The organism is Butyrivibrio sp. AE3004, from assembly GCF_000703165.1.
GTDB lineage: Bacteria > Bacillota > Clostridia > Lachnospirales > Lachnospiraceae > Butyrivibrio.
Map to the genome: position 1 here is coordinate 3,285,632 of NZ_JNLQ01000002.1, position 14,582 is coordinate 3,300,213.

Genomic DNA, 14,582 nt, shown 5'->3' on the forward strand with positions numbered 1-14,582 from the left:
CAAAATATTCCTTTCGCACTAATATTCATCCATTGATGAATATTTTATCTTATAAAAATTATTATAAAAAAATAGACCCTTATAAAAGGATCTATTTAAACGTCTCCGAGAGGATTCGAACCTCCGACCCCCTGCTTAGGAGGCAGGTGCTCTATCCAGCTGAGCTACGAAGACTTGCAATATAATTCTGTTTATGTAAAGAATATAAATCATTATTCTTCACACACCATGATATTTTATCACAGTGAATTTTTTTATTCAACACTTGAAAAATTGCGTATTCTCACATATCCGGATAATTAACAATTCCTTGCATCCATATATTTCCCTTGAATCTTCTTCCGGGCATTGGTTCACCAAGTAAATCTTTTTTATTTATACATACATCAAAAATCAATTCATTACAATTTATTGTCATTATTTCTAATGTCTGTCCTGTAAGTGAATTTTTTTCCTCATGGCATTCAATTATTTCTCCCATAATTGAATATTGGTCGCACTCAACTCCAAATGGCATAAAATAATTATCAACCAAAGTGTAAATATCTGTTGTCTTAATCTGCTTAGATATAGCACTATAAGTATCCATGTCATCAATAGAAAGAGATTCCATCGCAGACTCATCACCTTTTCTGGCTTTATGCATAAGCATTTCTCTTTCTCTTGTTCTTTTTTTTGCAAAGCTTTTATCACTTTCTGTTTTGGCAATTGGCATCATAACTGTGCCTTTAAGTGATAGTGCTGATAATGTTAGTGTTGTCCCTTTTATAGGAAATCTGTTTTCATTTTGAATCTTTATATAGGGTATCATGTTTTGAAGATAAAAAATAATTGTAACTCCTACTCTTAGATCGTCACATACACCTGCATAAGATTCTTTTGATGAATGCCTCGAAACAGTAATATCTTCTTCTGTTGTGATTCTTGTTCCCCTGATATATGGATAATAATAATCATATAGAAATTTGTCTTGTTCATTGAACTCTCCACAAACACAAATTCCTATCCCATCGGCAAAATCCTTGCAAAATTCTCCGATAAGCTTTTCTCCATCCTTAGTTACATATGATCTGGAATCAGCTTGTTGAACTGTCATAGCTATAAGCTGCTGTATATCTTCTCTGCTTTTAAAATTTTCAAAACCAATTGCTCTTAGATAATTATGCACGGATTTCACCTCCTTCCATTTTTTTCAAATAATATTCTCCATCTTACAACTTAATATGCATAAACACAATTCAATTGTGTTTATGCATATTATTATTATTATTTTACAGGTATTAGTTTTTCCTTACCACCCATGTACGGTCTCAATGCTACCGGTACATTTACAGAGCCATCCTCATTGAGATTATTCTCAAGGAAAGCTATAAGCATACGCGGAGGTGCTACAACAGTATTATTCAATGTATGTGCAAGATAATTTCCATCTTTTCCTTTTATTCTTATCTTAAGTCTTCTTGCCTGAGCATCACCTAAATTTGAGCAACTTCCAACTTCAAAATATTTTTTCTGTCTGGGTGACCATGCCTCTACATCGCATGACTTACATTTAAGATCTGCAAGATCTCCTGAGCAACACTCAAGTGTACGAACCGGAATATCCAATGACCTAAATAAATCAACTGTATTCTGCCAAAGCTTGTCATACCACATCTTTGAATCTCCAGGCTTACATACAACTATCATTTCCTGTTTTTCAAACTGATGTATTCTGTAAACACCGCGCTCTTCAATTCCGTGTGCTCCTTTTTCTTTTCTGAAGCAAGGAGAATAACTTGTAAGTGTCTGAGGAAGTTCTTCCTCCATAATCTGTTGTTCCTTGAATTTACCAATCATGGAATGTTCACTTGTTCCAATCAGGTATAAATCCTCACCTTCAATCTTATACATCATAGCTTCCATTTCAGGAAAACTCATTACACCTTCAACGACATTTCCATGAATCATGAAAGGAGGTACACAATATGTAAAACCTCTGTCTATCATGAAGTCTCTGGCATATGAAATGACTGCAGAATGAAGTCTGGCAATATCACCCATCAAATAATAGAATCCATTACCTGCAACTCTTCTTGCTGCATCAAAATCAATTCCGTTAAATCTTTCCATTATATCTGTATGATACGGTATTTCAAAATCTGGAACAAAAGGATCACCAAATTTTTCTATTTCTACATTTCCTGAATCATCTTTACCAATCGGAACACTTTCATCAATAATTTGAGGAATAACCATCATTATTTTCATTACTTTCTCATCTACAATTTTTTGATTTTCCTCAAGTTCTGCAAGTCTCTTAGCATTAGCTGCTACTTCTTCCTTTTTCTGTTCAGCTTCCTCTTTCTTTCCCTGTGCCATAAGTGCACCGATTTCTTTTGAAATTTTATTCTTATGTGCGCGAAGTTCGTCTGCCTGTTGCTGATTACTTCTTCTCTCGTTATCAAGTTCAATAACTTCATCTACAAGCGGGAGTTTTTCATCCTGAAACTTCTTTTTAATATTTTCCTTTACTACATCAGGATTCTCTCTTAAGAATTTAATATCTATCATTTTCTTTTCCCCTTTTATTATAATTGTAACTTTGGTTACAAATTGTTAGTTTTGATAATCAATAGCTTCATTTAAAGCCATCTGTTCTTCATCTCCAAGTTCGAGTTTACATTTGCCATTTCTGATTTCTTTAGAATAGGAATAGCAGCCTTCTGTACTGTGTACAGAATTTAATAAAAATCCGTTATTATTTTCATCCAATAATGCAATCGAGTAACTCAATTGTCCACCCATTTGATTAAATGCATCATATTTTATTATTCCGACTTTTTGGAAGCATGAAGCTAATCTTTCATATAAGTCATCTATATCTTTTTGGTTTTTTTCTGTTGCCTTTTTTATAAACTTGTTATCTTCAAACAAAGCAACTATTTCTTCTTCAAGTGAAGCAGCTTCTTTTCCTTTCATAAATCTTGATATTTGATTTTCAATACTTTTAATTCTGTTAGACTGCATTATCAATAATATTAGAAGAACAATTATCAATAATATAATAGGAATAAGAATAAAAGCAATATCAATATTTAACCCTAATTGTCCCAACAAGTTACTATTCATCCCTCAACTTCTCCCCTATCTGAATAACCGCTCTGTAATTTTTTCAAGATCATCCGTACTGTAAAATTCAATTTCTATTTTACCTACACCATCACCTTTTGTAGATATAGAAACTTTTGTACCTGTCGCCTGTGTACATTTATCTTCCAAATCTCTATAAACTGATTCAATACTTGGATTAATTTTTGTATCCTTTTTGCTCTGCTTTTTTACTTTTCCCAGATTTTTGACTAGCTTCTCCGTATCACGTACACTCATTTTTTGATCAAAAATCTGTTCAGCAATTTCTATTTGTTTTTCTTTATCCTCTATTGAAATTAATGCTCTGGCATGTCCGGTAGAAAGTTTACCATCAATAACCATTTGTCTTACTTCTTCACATAACTTTAATAGTCTAAGTGAATTTGTAATAGCAACACGACTTTTAGAAACTTTCTCTGCAACTATGTCCTGAGTATATCCAAAATCATCGATTAGTTTTTTAAATGCAAGCGCTTCGTCTATAGGATTAAGATCATCCCTCTGAATATTATCAATTAACGCATATTCTGCTATTTCTTCTTCTGTCAGATTTTTAATTATTACAGGAACTTCTTTTAATCCTGCTTTCTTAGCAGCACGCCATCTTCTTTCACCACCAATTATTTCATAGTGGTCTCCTCTATCTTGAACTATCAAAGGATTTATTATTCCGTATTGTTTTATGGAATCAGATAGTTCTAATAGTTTATCTTCATCAAATGTTTTTCTTGGCTGTTCTCTATTTGGTTCAACCTTTGTTATATTTATTGTTACTACCTGTCCTTCTTCAGGTTTTCCATCCGATTCTTTTTTAGTTGGAGTCGGTGCCGGAGCAATAAGCGCATCAAGTCCTTTCCCAAGGCCTCTCTTTGCATTCTTTGATGCCATGTTTTACCTCTTTCATTTCTCTTTTTTTATTCATCTATATACAAATATTTTTTTACTCAGATTAGTATAATATTTATTAATACTCACTAATACCTTAAGTTCTTTTAATATACTATATATAGTGATAATGTTTCACGTGATACATTTTATTGTATCATTATAAATTTAATAATTAAATCTTTGTATTTAATTATTAAAATTTTCTTCCTATTACTTCATCAGCAAGAAGTCTATATGCTTCTGCACCTGATGATCTTGTATCATATAGATTTATTGGAAGTCCGTAGCTTGGTGCCTCTGCTAATCTTATATTTCTTGGAATAATTGTTTTATACACATTTTCAGAAATATGATCTTTTACATTTTCAACTACTTGCATTGAAAGGTTTGTTCGTGAGTCATACATAGTAAATATGACACCTTCCATTTCAAGATTTTCATTTAATCTCTCTTTTACAAGATTAACTGTATGTACTAATTGACTAAGTCCTTCCAAAGCATAATATTCACATTGAATTGGAACTAAAACTGTATTAGCTGTAGTCATGGCATTTATTGTTAACATACTCAAAGAAGGAGGACAATCTATTATTATAAAGTCATAGTTTTTTCTAATTTTTTCTATTGCGTTCCTTAGAATAAACTCCTTTTCTTCCATATCTATTAACTCAATCTCAACTGCAGCAAGATTTACATTTGAAGGAATAATATCTACACCATCTACTACATTTGTATATAATGCATCGTTTACATTACATTCTCCTATTAGCAATTCATAGATTGTGTTTTCTAACTGATTCTTATTTAATCCAAAACCACTGGTTGTATTTCCCTGAGGATCTGTATCAATAACAAGAACTTTTTTTCCTTTTTCAGCGAGTGTAGCTGAAAGATTTATAGATGTTGTAGTCTTACCGACTCCACCCTTTTGGTTGGCTATAGCTATTGCTCTTCCCATTTACTTTTTCTCTCCCTCTTTAATTTTTCAACTTTGTAATTATAACACAATTTATCTTTGTCAGTTTTATATTTCTATATGTAATTGTTTATATTGTCGATACAATATTCAAGTAATTAATGTTTCACGACTTAATACAACTATATATTGCGTTTATATGTTTCACGTGAAACAATTTATTGTATGAATAATATTTTTAAATTTTCAATGTTTCACGTGAAACTTTTTTAATATATATTTTTTATATATTATATAGTAAATAGAAGTAACTAATTATGAATTTAAATCAGAAATTATTACATATTTAACTAAATTTTTATTACAAAGGATTTTTTTGAGGTGTTCCTGCTTTTCTTGGATATTTGGATGATGTTTTTTGAACCTTATCTATAATGCATATTGTTCTTCTTATATCAGAATTTGGTAGATTAAATTCCTCTTTTATATTTATTTTTCCACCTAATAAGTACAGCGCATTTTTTGCTTCTGCTATTTCTTCTGTACCTTTATCACCTTTATATGCAATAAACTTTCCACCAACTTTTACAAAAGGTAAATCATATTCACATAAAGTGGAGAATTTTGCTACAGCCCGAGAAACAGCTATATCATATTTTTCTCTTAATTCACCCTTTTTATAATCTGCTAAATCTTCTGCTCTACCATGAACTGTAACTATTTTACCTTCCGTATTTAGATCTAATTTTTCTATCACAGTATCCAAAAAATTTATTCTCTTTTGTAATGAATCAAGTAAAGTTATGTTCAGTTTTGGAAATACAATTTTTAATACAATACCGGGTAAGCCTGCACCAGTACCAATATCAATCAATGAATAATTCTGATCACTAAAATCAAAAATTTTTGCAGCTGAAATAGAATCAACAAAATGCAATTTACATACATCATTAAAATCAGTGATTGCAGTAAGATTTATTTTTTCATTCCATTCAATTAGTAATTCATAGTATTTTTCCAGCTGCTCTAACTGATAGTCTGTAAGACTAATATTAAATTCTCCAACATCTTTAATAAAATTATTAAAGTTATTATTCAAATTTTTTTACTCCTTAAAAAATACAATATATAGTGTTTCACGTGAAACATATAATACAATTAGTGGTTATAATTATTTCTTGAATAATTTTCTAAATAAACAAGTAATACAGAAATATCAGCAGGATTAACTCCACTGATTCTAGATGCCTGACCAACATTAACTGGTTTAATTTTTTTCAGATTTGCTCTTGCTTCAAGTCGTAAACTTAATACATCATCATAATTTATGTCTGAAGGAATTCTTTTATTTTCCATCTTTCTAAATTTTTCAACTTGTCTTTTTTGTCTATCTATGTAACCTTCATACTTTATATTGATTTCAACCTGTTCAATTATATCTTTAGATAATTCTGGTCTATCCATATCAAGTTCTTCAATGCTTTGATAATCAAGTTCAGGACGACAAATAAGTTCAGCAAGTGAAACTGCTGTTTTCAATTTAGGAGAATTATGTCTTTCCATAAAATCCTGCACATTAGATGAGGCTCCAACTTTTATTGATTTTAAACGATTCATCTCATCTTCTATCTGTTTTTCTTTTAAAATAAGTGATTTGTATTTTTCTTCTGAAATAAGACCAGCTTCATAACCTTTTTTTCTTAAACGAATATCAGCATTATCTTGTCTAAGTAACAATCTATATTCAGCTCTGGATGTCATCATTCTATAAGGCTCTAGATTATCCTTTGTAACAATGTCATCAACAAGAACTCCTATATATCCCTCAGATCTATCAATAGAAATATAAGGTTTTCCTAAAATTTGCATACATGCATTTATACCTGCATAAAGTCCTTGAGCTGCTGCTTCCTCATAGCCACTACTACCGTTAAATTGTCCTGCACTAAAAAGTCCTTTTATCTTCTTTATTTCTAATGTAGGTGCAAGCTGTCCCGAACATAAACAATCATACTCTATTGCATATGCATTTTTTACAATAATACATTTTTCTAGACCGGGTACTGTTCTATACATTTGAACTTGTACATCCTCAGGCATAGATGATGACATACCGTCTACATACATCTCATTTGTATAAGTACCCTCGGGTTCAATAAATACCTGATGTCTTATTTTATCAGGAAATTTTACAACTTTATCTTCAATAGATGGGCAATATCTAGGACCTATACCCTCAATTATTCCCGCATATATTGGAGATCTATTTATATTATTTCGTATAATTTCATGTGTTTTTTCATTTGTATAGGTTAACCAGCAATTAAATTGTTCTTTCTGTATATCGTCAGGATTTGTGTCAAAAGAAAAAGGAACTACAGGAGTATCACCATACTGGATTTCCATTTTTGAGAAGTCAATTGAATTTCCATCCATTCTTGCAGGTGTTCCAGTTTTAAATCTTCTAAGTTCAACTCCTGCTTTTATCAGGGAATCAGATAAAAGATTAGAAGGTTGTAATCCATTAGGTCCGGTATAAGAAATTGATTCTCCACATAAGCATCTGCTCTTTAGGTATGTTCCGGTACATAATATTATAGCTTTTGCTTCATATACTAATCCCGTAACTGTTTTTACACCTTTAATTTTTTTCTCGTATCCATGATTTATGAATTCATCATCTGTCTCTTTAAAATCCTCAAAAATAATTTCTGAAATTTCAGATTGCTTAATGATTAAATTTTCCTGATTCTGCAGAATCATCTTCATTGATTTAGAATATTCCAATTTATCAGCTTGAGCACGAAGTGAATGAATGGCAGGACCCTTTGATTTGTTTAACATTTTAGACTGGAGATATGTTTTATCAATATTTTTTCCCATTTCACCGCCCAGTGCATCAATTTCTCTAACCAAGTGTCCTTTAGATGATCCACCTATATGTGGATTACATGGCATAAATGCAATATTATCGACACTTAAAGTGAATAATATTGTTTTTAATCCGATTCGTGCGGCAGAAAGTCCAGCTTCACAACCTGCATGTCCACCACCTATTACAATTACATCAACGCTATCAGCTAACATAAAAAATCTCCAATAAAATTATTTACCCATACAGAATTTTGAGAATATTTCTTCAACAAGATCTTCATCTACTTCCTGGCCTATTATTTCACCTAAGAAAGTATAAGCATTCATGAGATCTATTGAATAAAAATCCTCTGACATAGAAGCATCTATACTGGCCTGAACTTTTTTCAAGCTATCAAGTGAATTTAGCAATGCTTCTTTTTGTCTTATGTTTGTTATATATATTTCATCCTTTAATGATATGTCACCATTAAAAAATAAATTAGTTATTATATGTTTTAACTCATCAATACCTGTATCATCAATCATTGATGTCTTTATTACAGGTATTTCAATTCCATATATTTTTTTTATATCATTTTCTAGTGAATTGATATTATCACTGATGTCATTTTTATTAAGAAGTATAATTACATTCTTATCAGATATTATCTTTTTTATTCTGTCATCAGTTGAAACAGAATCATCTGTTGAATCTATAATATATAAAATAAGATCAGCATTCTCTGCAGATTTAACAGCTCTATCGACACCAATTTTTTCAACTTTATCCTCAGTATCTCTTATTCCTGCAGTATCCATAACTTTAAGTATAATATCGCCTAATCTTATATTTTCTTCTATAACATCTCTTGTCGTACCTTCTATATCTGTTACTATCGCTTTTTCCTCTCCTGCTAGTTTATTAAGAAGGGATGATTTTCCGGCATTTGGCTTACCAATAATAACAGTTTTTATTCCATCTTTTCGAATAATACCTTCATCAGAAGTATTGATCATTTTTTCAAGTTTATCGATCCATTCATTATTTTTACTTCTAATCGTTTTGTCATAATCAGTCAGATCATAATTTTCAGGATCATCGATGGCAGATTCTATATATGCCATTTCATATAAAATTTCTTTTCTTAGTTCATCGACTTTTTTAAATAATAATCCATTCAACTGAAGTTCTGAATTTTTTACCGAAAATTCATTTTGAGCATGTATAAGATCCATTATTGCTTCTGCCCTGGTAAGATCAATTCTCCCATTTAAAAAAGCCCTTTTTGTAAATTCACCGGGTTCAGCAATTCTACATCCGTTCGAAATAAGAAGATTCAATATTTTTTCCATTATAAGTCTTCCACCATGTGAGTTAATCTCAACAACATTCTCTTTTGTATAACTCCTCGGTGCTTTCATTAATGAAACCATTATTTCATCAACTTTATTATTGTTATCATCAACAATAAAACCATAATTTATAGTATGGCTTTCAAACAGTTTAAGGCTATGATTTCCTTTAGCATCTATATATAACTTATCTACTATTTCTATAGCTTTATCACCACTAACTCTGATTATTCCAATTCCGGCATCAATCATTGCAGTTGCTATAGCACATATTGTATCTTCCTTAAAAAACATTTCTATTCCTCAAAAAATAAAAATATAAAAAATGCAATAAAAGCTGCCAATTGAAATTAATATAAAATCAATGGCAGCTCTTAATATTTTGTTATTTCTTAAGAGTTACAACAACTCTGCGGAAAGGTTCCTCACCTTCACTATGAGTTGTAACATACTTATCAGCCTGAAGTGCTGAATGAATAATACGTCTTTCATAAGGATTCATTGGTTCAAGAGAAACGGATTGTCTATTTTTTCGAACCTTATAAGCAATATTCTTTGCAAGATTTTCAAGAGTTGCTTTTCTTCTATCCCTATAATTTTCTGTATCAACTTTTACATGAATATAATCTTCACTGTCTCTGTTAACTACAAGAGATATAAGATACTGAAGTGAATCAAGAGTCTGGCCTCTTTTGCCAATCAGAACACCCATTTCATTTCCTGAAAGATCAATTTCAAGAACCTTATCTGTTAAATTATATTTGGCATTAATATCAACTTTCATATTCATAGCGCCAAATACTTTAGAAAGAAACTCTTTTGCTTTTGTAATAAATTCATGATCAAAACTATAAGTTATTTCTTTTTCCTCTGTTACATTTGAATTGGTATTTGTAACTTCAGTAATATTTTCTTCTGTTTTTTCTAATTTAACAGCAGCCTTCTTTTCTGCCTGTTCTTTTACCTTAGATTCAATCTGCTCTTCCAAAGTAGTTTTCTTTTCTACATTTTTTGTTTCATCTGATTTAACTCTTGCTCTTATAATTGCAGGTTTTACATTTAAACCAAGAAAACCGGTAGAACCAGTAGAAATCACTTCATAATCAAGATTATCACTTGTTACCATCAGCTGTGCGCATGCTTCGGTTATACAATCTTCAACAGTCTTTTTTGAAATTTCAATATAATCCATAATCGTATCCCCTAATTAATTATTCTTATTATCGAATTCCTTAACCATATTTGCTCTGGCAAGCAAACTTTTCTTATTAGCTTTTCCGGATTCGTAAATATCGTTTGCCTTTTTAAGCCCTTCTTCCTTCTCCTTATCAGAACGTGTTGAAGAATAACTGTTCATAGTTCTGGTATTCATATTAGCATAGCGGTTCATCTGAGGAGTAGCTTTCATCTCCTCCATTTTCTTGTTATACTTCTCAGCATTCTTCGCTATTTGAGCATCAATATCCATCTTATCAATATGCTTATTTATAACAATCTGCTGAATTGTACGAACAACAGCACCTATAATCCAATAAATACCAAGACCTGCAGGGAAAGTAAATGTGAAGAATAATGACATAACAGGCATCATCATGTTCATTGTTTTCATTGAATTAGCCATCTGTGCAGCCTGATCATTAGGATCATTTGAAGTTGCAGGCTGAGGCATAAGTTTTAAGCTTATCCATTGTGTTAAAAATGAAAGTCCGGGAATAATAAGCGCAACAATAAACATTACAAATGACTTATTATTAAAAGCAGTCTGAATCATATATGAAGGTGAATCACCAATATTTAATCCAAGAAAACTATTATAAGTATTAAGTAAGTTGTGCGTATTATTTATAGAATCAGAAAGACTTCCAAATTTTTCAGTAAGTGCATTCCAATCAGATGTTGATGACTTATAAAGAACATCAATGAAAGTATTCTCTATATAAGTAGTATTACCAGAAGTAAATGCTTCATTAGTAAACTGTTTCGCATATTGAGAAGCACTTGAAAGTGTCTGAATAAAATCAGCAGCTCCTACTGTCTCCCTAAGCTGACTTACCAAAGGATAAAAAGCCTGTTTAATCTGACTAACATAAGCAGGCATTGAATAAATAACTCTGTAAAGAGCTATCATTACAGGAAACTGTATTAAAATCTGAACACAACTACCTGTCTGAGAAACGCCATACTTAGCATAAAGAGCTTTTATTTCTTCCTGCTGAGCCAGCATTGAATCATTATCTTTCTTACCTTTATACTTAGCTTGAATAGCCTGAAGCTCAGGATTCATCTTGCTTTGAAGCTTAGAAAACTTCTGCTGCTTATAAGTTAAGGGCAAAAGCAAGAGATTAATAATAATAGTAAATAAAATAATTGCAAGACCGGTACTTGGTATACCTATCTTATTAAGGAATATAAAAATCCAATTCATAATATGGCCAAGCAGCCAGGCAATCGGACCTACAATTTTCCCCTGATATTGTGTAAGTGTAACAATACTCAAAACTAATCCTCCGATAATTACGGTACAGGATCATATCCGCCACTTGAAAAAGGATTACATCTAAGTATTCTCCATGCGGCTAATAAGCTTCCTTTTATTGCACCATATTTTTCTATTGCTTCCAATCCGTATTGTGAACAAGTCGGTATATACGGACATTTTGTTCTCTTTAAAGGAGAAACATACCTTTGATAAAACCTAATTAGTAATATCAGTATCTTCTTCATCTTTCACCTCATCATTTTTTCTTAGATGAGACTTACAGGCCAGATATAAGAATGATTTTTCTATATCAAAATATGAAGCATCCTTAGCACGGCTTCTGGCCACGACTACTATATCTAAACCACTATTAAATATATTTTCATGTAGTCGGTAAACTTCTCTAACAAGTCTTGCAAACCTGTGCCTTACAATACTGTTACCTACTTTTTTACTTGCTGAAATTCCCAATCTGTTCATATTTGTATCATTTTTTCTGACATAAACAACAATATTTTTATCTGCGTAGCTTTTACCCGTCTTATAAACAAGATGAAAATCAGCGGTTTTCTTTAAACTTTCTGTTTTTTGCATATTATTATCCTTATCGGAAAGTCTTATTTCATAAAATATTACAAAATAAGAAAATACGCGAATATGCATCTATGCACATTCGCGTAATAAGACCACAACATAATGTGGTCCCTATTATGCAGATATTTTCTTTCTACCCTTAAGTCTTCTGGCAGCAAGTACCTTTCTGCCTCCCTTAGTTGCCATTCTTGCTCTAAAGCCGTGAACACGAGCTCTCTGAAGCTTATGCGGCTGATAAGTTCTCTTCATAGTCGAAATACACCTCCTTCTTAGATCTATTTAGCAAATAATATAATTGTCTGAATCAGAAAAAATCGTTGTTATTATAATAAAATTAAGCATTTCCGTCAAGTTATAAAATAAATTGTGGATAACTTATAAAATTATTAAAAAAAATGTTTATCAATATATGGTGTAAAAAAAACTTATCCACATCTAAATGTTGATTTTGTGGATAAACTGTTATTATCTGTAAATTTATATTTCTTATCCACAAATTGTGGATAGTTTGTGGAAAACATTTTGATAAAGATGTGAATATTTTTTTAGAATTCAGTATTTATGCGGGTTTGATACGGTGTGTATCTTATTATTACTTTTCCACTTTTTCCTCTTATATAAGAAAATGACATTAAAAAATATTTTTTTTAAAAAAGTTATCCACAATTTCCCTTAATTTGATATTTAGTTTTCCATAAGATAAAATAAAGCGTAAATTCACAAAATGGAGATTTTTATGGAAAAAGCAACAGAAATAACAAAAAAACTAGCTGATAACTTTGACAGCTTGAAGGACGAAATACGCAGAGAGCTTGGAATGACTGCTATTTCATTTGATACATGGATAAAGCCATTATCCTTTTTCAAATATGAAAATGGCACAGTTATTGTTTTAATTCCTTTTGATGACAGTAACTTCCTTAATTATATAGAGAGAAAGTATCAAATGTTTTTTAAGGTTACTTTATCTGAGTTTTTAAATGAAAATGTTGAAGTAGAATTCTTACTGGAAAAAGATGCACATATTAATAATGAAGAAACTCAACATAATAATTCAAATGATTCTCGAATTAACCAAAATAACTATGAATTTTCAAATCTTAATCCCAAATATGTATTTGATACATATGTAGTTGGTGGTAATAACAGATTTGCTTACAATGCATCTCTTGCGGTAGCAGAATCACCAGGAGAAGCTTACAATCCTCTCTTCCTTTACGGAGGACCGGGACTTGGAAAAACTCACCTTATGCATGCTATTGGTCATTTTATTATAGAAAACAATCCGAATTTTAAGGTTTTGTATGTTACATCAGAGCAATTTACAAATGAAGTTATAGAATCAATAAGAAGTGGTAAAGCCGAAGCCATGAGCAGACTTAGAGATAAATATCGTACAGTAGATGTGCTTATGGTAGATGACGTACAGTTTATTATAGGAAAAGAAAGTACACAGGAAGAGTTCTTTCACACATTTAATGTTCTTCATCAGTCAGGAAAACAAATTATCATTTCATCAGATAAACCACCAAAGGAAATGGAAACACTTGAAGAAAGATTCAGATCACGTTTCGAAATGGGACTAATATCTGATATTCAGGCTCCTGATTATGAAACCAGAATGGCCATTCTTAAAAAGAATGCCGAAAGTTATTCAAAACATATCGACGATGAAATCTTTGAATATATAGCAACCAACATCAAATCAAATATACGAGAACTAGAAGGGGCATATAACAAAATAATAGCCTTTTCACGTCTTAATAAAGTAGAAATAACTTTGGATAACGCAAAGGAAGCACTCAAGGATATCATTTATCCGGATGTGTCAAAAGTTATTACAATACCTCTTATTATTACTACAGTATGCGAGCAATATAATGTAAGACAGGAAGATATTGCTTCTAAGAAGAGAAATAAAGAGATTGTTCTTCCAAGACAGATAGTTATGTATCTTGCCAGAGAACTCACCGACGCACCTCTTGAGGAAATCGGAAAAGCTCTCGGTAAAAAAGATCATACTACTGTAATGAGTGGTATCAGTAAGATAAAAGATCTGTTAGAGATTGATGATGAGCTAAACAGAAATATTGATATTATTAATAAGAAACTAAACCCCTCAGCTTGATGTAAGTGGATAACTCAGTTTATAAATACTTTATAAATTGTTTATAAATTGGGGATAGGAGTGGAAAACTTTTTTATAGCCTTAAATCGCGAAATTTGCCTCGTGTGTAACATTTAGCTTTTCAACATTAAATTTTTATTTATCAACTATTAAAAATTTGTAAATAAGCCAGATAAATTGTATAATAGATAAGGATTTCCACAAATCTACAACTATTATTACTATTTATTACTAAA

Annotated in this window: 14 protein-coding genes and 1 tRNA gene; 1 reads left to right on the plus strand and 14 read right to left on the minus strand. The window is 31.1% G+C overall.

Annotated features, from left to right (window positions below; translation table 11 throughout):
- Positions 1–100: 100 nt before the first annotated feature.
- The 14 genes from BV60_RS0117095 to rpmH form a co-directional block, all read right to left on the minus strand.
- Positions 101–174 (minus strand) — tRNA-Arg (locus tag BV60_RS0117095).
- A gap of 109 nt (positions 175–283) precedes the next feature.
- Complete coding sequence (locus BV60_RS0117100) at positions 284–1,168, minus strand: DUF3881 family protein (RefSeq protein ID WP_029323688.1); 885 nt, start codon at positions 1,166–1,168, stop codon at positions 284–286.
- A gap of 98 nt (positions 1,169–1,266) precedes the next feature.
- A complete protein-coding gene (gene serS / locus BV60_RS0117105) occupies positions 1,267–2,553 on the minus strand; it encodes a serine--tRNA ligase (protein WP_029323690.1) in 1,287 nt (428 codons plus the stop codon).
- A 45-nt stretch (positions 2,554–2,598) separates the two neighbouring features.
- Entirely contained in the window at positions 2,599–3,111 is a 513-nt protein-coding gene (locus BV60_RS0117110) for a DUF4446 family protein (RefSeq protein ID WP_029323691.1), read from the minus strand.
- Positions 3,112–3,126: 15 nt separating this feature from the next.
- Entirely contained in the window at positions 3,127–4,020 is an 894-nt protein-coding gene (locus tag BV60_RS0117115) for a ParB/RepB/Spo0J family partition protein (RefSeq protein WP_029323692.1), read from the minus strand.
- A gap of 193 nt (positions 4,021–4,213) precedes the next feature.
- Positions 4,214–4,978 carry a ParA family protein gene (locus tag BV60_RS0117120; RefSeq protein WP_029323693.1) on the minus strand — a complete coding sequence of 255 codons (765 nt, stop codon included), beginning with the start codon at positions 4,976–4,978 and terminating at the stop codon, positions 4,214–4,216.
- 319 nt (positions 4,979–5,297) lie between these two features.
- Complete coding sequence (rsmG, locus tag BV60_RS0117125) at positions 5,298–6,035, minus strand: 16S rRNA (guanine(527)-N(7))-methyltransferase RsmG (RefSeq protein ID WP_029323694.1); 738 nt, start codon at positions 6,033–6,035, stop codon at positions 5,298–5,300.
- 59 nt (positions 6,036–6,094) lie between these two features.
- On the minus strand, positions 6,095–8,023 hold the full coding sequence (gene mnmG, locus BV60_RS0117130) for a tRNA uridine-5-carboxymethylaminomethyl(34) synthesis enzyme MnmG (protein ID WP_029323695.1): 1,929 nt from the start codon (positions 8,021–8,023) through the stop codon (positions 6,095–6,097).
- Between the two features lie 18 nt (positions 8,024–8,041).
- The gene (gene mnmE, locus BV60_RS0117135) at positions 8,042–9,439 is read right to left on the minus strand and encodes a tRNA uridine-5-carboxymethylaminomethyl(34) synthesis GTPase MnmE (RefSeq protein WP_029323696.1); all 1,398 of its coding nucleotides are present in this window, start codon (positions 9,437–9,439) and stop codon (positions 8,042–8,044) included.
- 91 nt (positions 9,440–9,530) lie between these two features.
- A complete protein-coding gene (gene jag, locus BV60_RS0117140) occupies positions 9,531–10,337 on the minus strand; it encodes an RNA-binding cell elongation regulator Jag/EloR (protein WP_029323697.1) in 807 nt (268 codons plus the stop codon).
- Between the two features lie 15 nt (positions 10,338–10,352).
- Positions 10,353–11,642, minus strand: coding sequence for a YidC/Oxa1 family membrane protein insertase (locus BV60_RS0117145; RefSeq protein ID WP_029323699.1), 1,290 nt, complete (start codon positions 11,640–11,642; stop codon positions 10,353–10,355).
- 17 nt (positions 11,643–11,659) lie between these two features.
- The gene (gene yidD / locus BV60_RS0117150; RefSeq protein WP_029323700.1) at positions 11,660–11,869 is read right to left on the minus strand and encodes a membrane protein insertion efficiency factor YidD; all 210 of its coding nucleotides are present in this window, start codon (positions 11,867–11,869) and stop codon (positions 11,660–11,662) included.
- Positions 11,841–12,218 carry a ribonuclease P protein component gene (gene rnpA / locus BV60_RS0117155; protein WP_035777842.1) on the minus strand — a complete coding sequence of 126 codons (378 nt, stop codon included), beginning with the start codon at positions 12,216–12,218 and terminating at the stop codon, positions 11,841–11,843. The genes yidD and rnpA overlap by 29 nt, the downstream gene beginning before the upstream one ends.
- 114 nt (positions 12,219–12,332) lie before the next feature.
- The gene (rpmH, locus tag BV60_RS0117160) at positions 12,333–12,467 is read right to left on the minus strand and encodes a 50S ribosomal protein L34 (RefSeq protein ID WP_022761795.1); all 135 of its coding nucleotides are present in this window, start codon (positions 12,465–12,467) and stop codon (positions 12,333–12,335) included.
- A gap of 487 nt (positions 12,468–12,954) precedes the next feature.
- Between rpmH and dnaA the strand changes: the two genes are divergently transcribed.
- Entirely contained in the window at positions 12,955–14,346 is a 1,392-nt protein-coding gene (gene dnaA / locus BV60_RS0117165; protein ID WP_029323703.1) for a chromosomal replication initiator protein DnaA, read from the plus strand.
- The last annotated feature ends 236 nt before the right edge of the window (positions 14,347–14,582 follow it).

Excerpts from the sequence above, each read along its gene's own strand:
- serS (WP_029323690.1), bottom strand. The coding sequence starts at position 2,553 with ATGATAGATATTAAATTCTTAAGAGAGAATCCTGATGTAGTAAAGGAA.
- dnaA (WP_029323703.1), top strand. The coding sequence starts at position 12,955 with ATGGAAAAAGCAACAGAAATAACAAAAAAACTAGCTGATAACTTTGAC.
- rnpA (WP_035777842.1), bottom strand. The coding sequence starts at position 12,218 with ATGCAAAAAACAGAAAGTTTAAAGAAAACCGCTGATTTTCATCTTGTT.
- mnmG (WP_029323695.1), bottom strand. The coding sequence starts at position 8,023 with ATGTTAGCTGATAGCGTTGATGTAATTGTAATAGGTGGTGGACATGCA.
- jag (WP_029323697.1), bottom strand. The coding sequence starts at position 10,337 with ATGGATTATATTGAAATTTCAAAAAAGACTGTTGAAGATTGTATAACC.
- rpmH (WP_022761795.1), bottom strand. The coding sequence starts at position 12,467 with ATGAAGAGAACTTATCAGCCGCATAAGCTTCAGAGAGCTCGTGTTCAC.
- BV60_RS0117120 (WP_029323693.1), bottom strand. The coding sequence starts at position 4,978 with ATGGGAAGAGCAATAGCTATAGCCAACCAAAAGGGTGGAGTCGGTAAG.
- BV60_RS0117110 (WP_029323691.1), bottom strand. The coding sequence starts at position 3,111 with ATGAATAGTAACTTGTTGGGACAATTAGGGTTAAATATTGATATTGCT.
- mnmE (WP_029323696.1), bottom strand. The coding sequence starts at position 9,439 with ATGTTTTTTAAGGAAGATACAATATGTGCTATAGCAACTGCAATGATT.
- yidD (WP_029323700.1), bottom strand. The coding sequence starts at position 11,869 with ATGAAGAAGATACTGATATTACTAATTAGGTTTTATCAAAGGTATGTT.
- BV60_RS0117115 (WP_029323692.1), bottom strand. The coding sequence starts at position 4,020 with ATGGCATCAAAGAATGCAAAGAGAGGCCTTGGGAAAGGACTTGATGCG.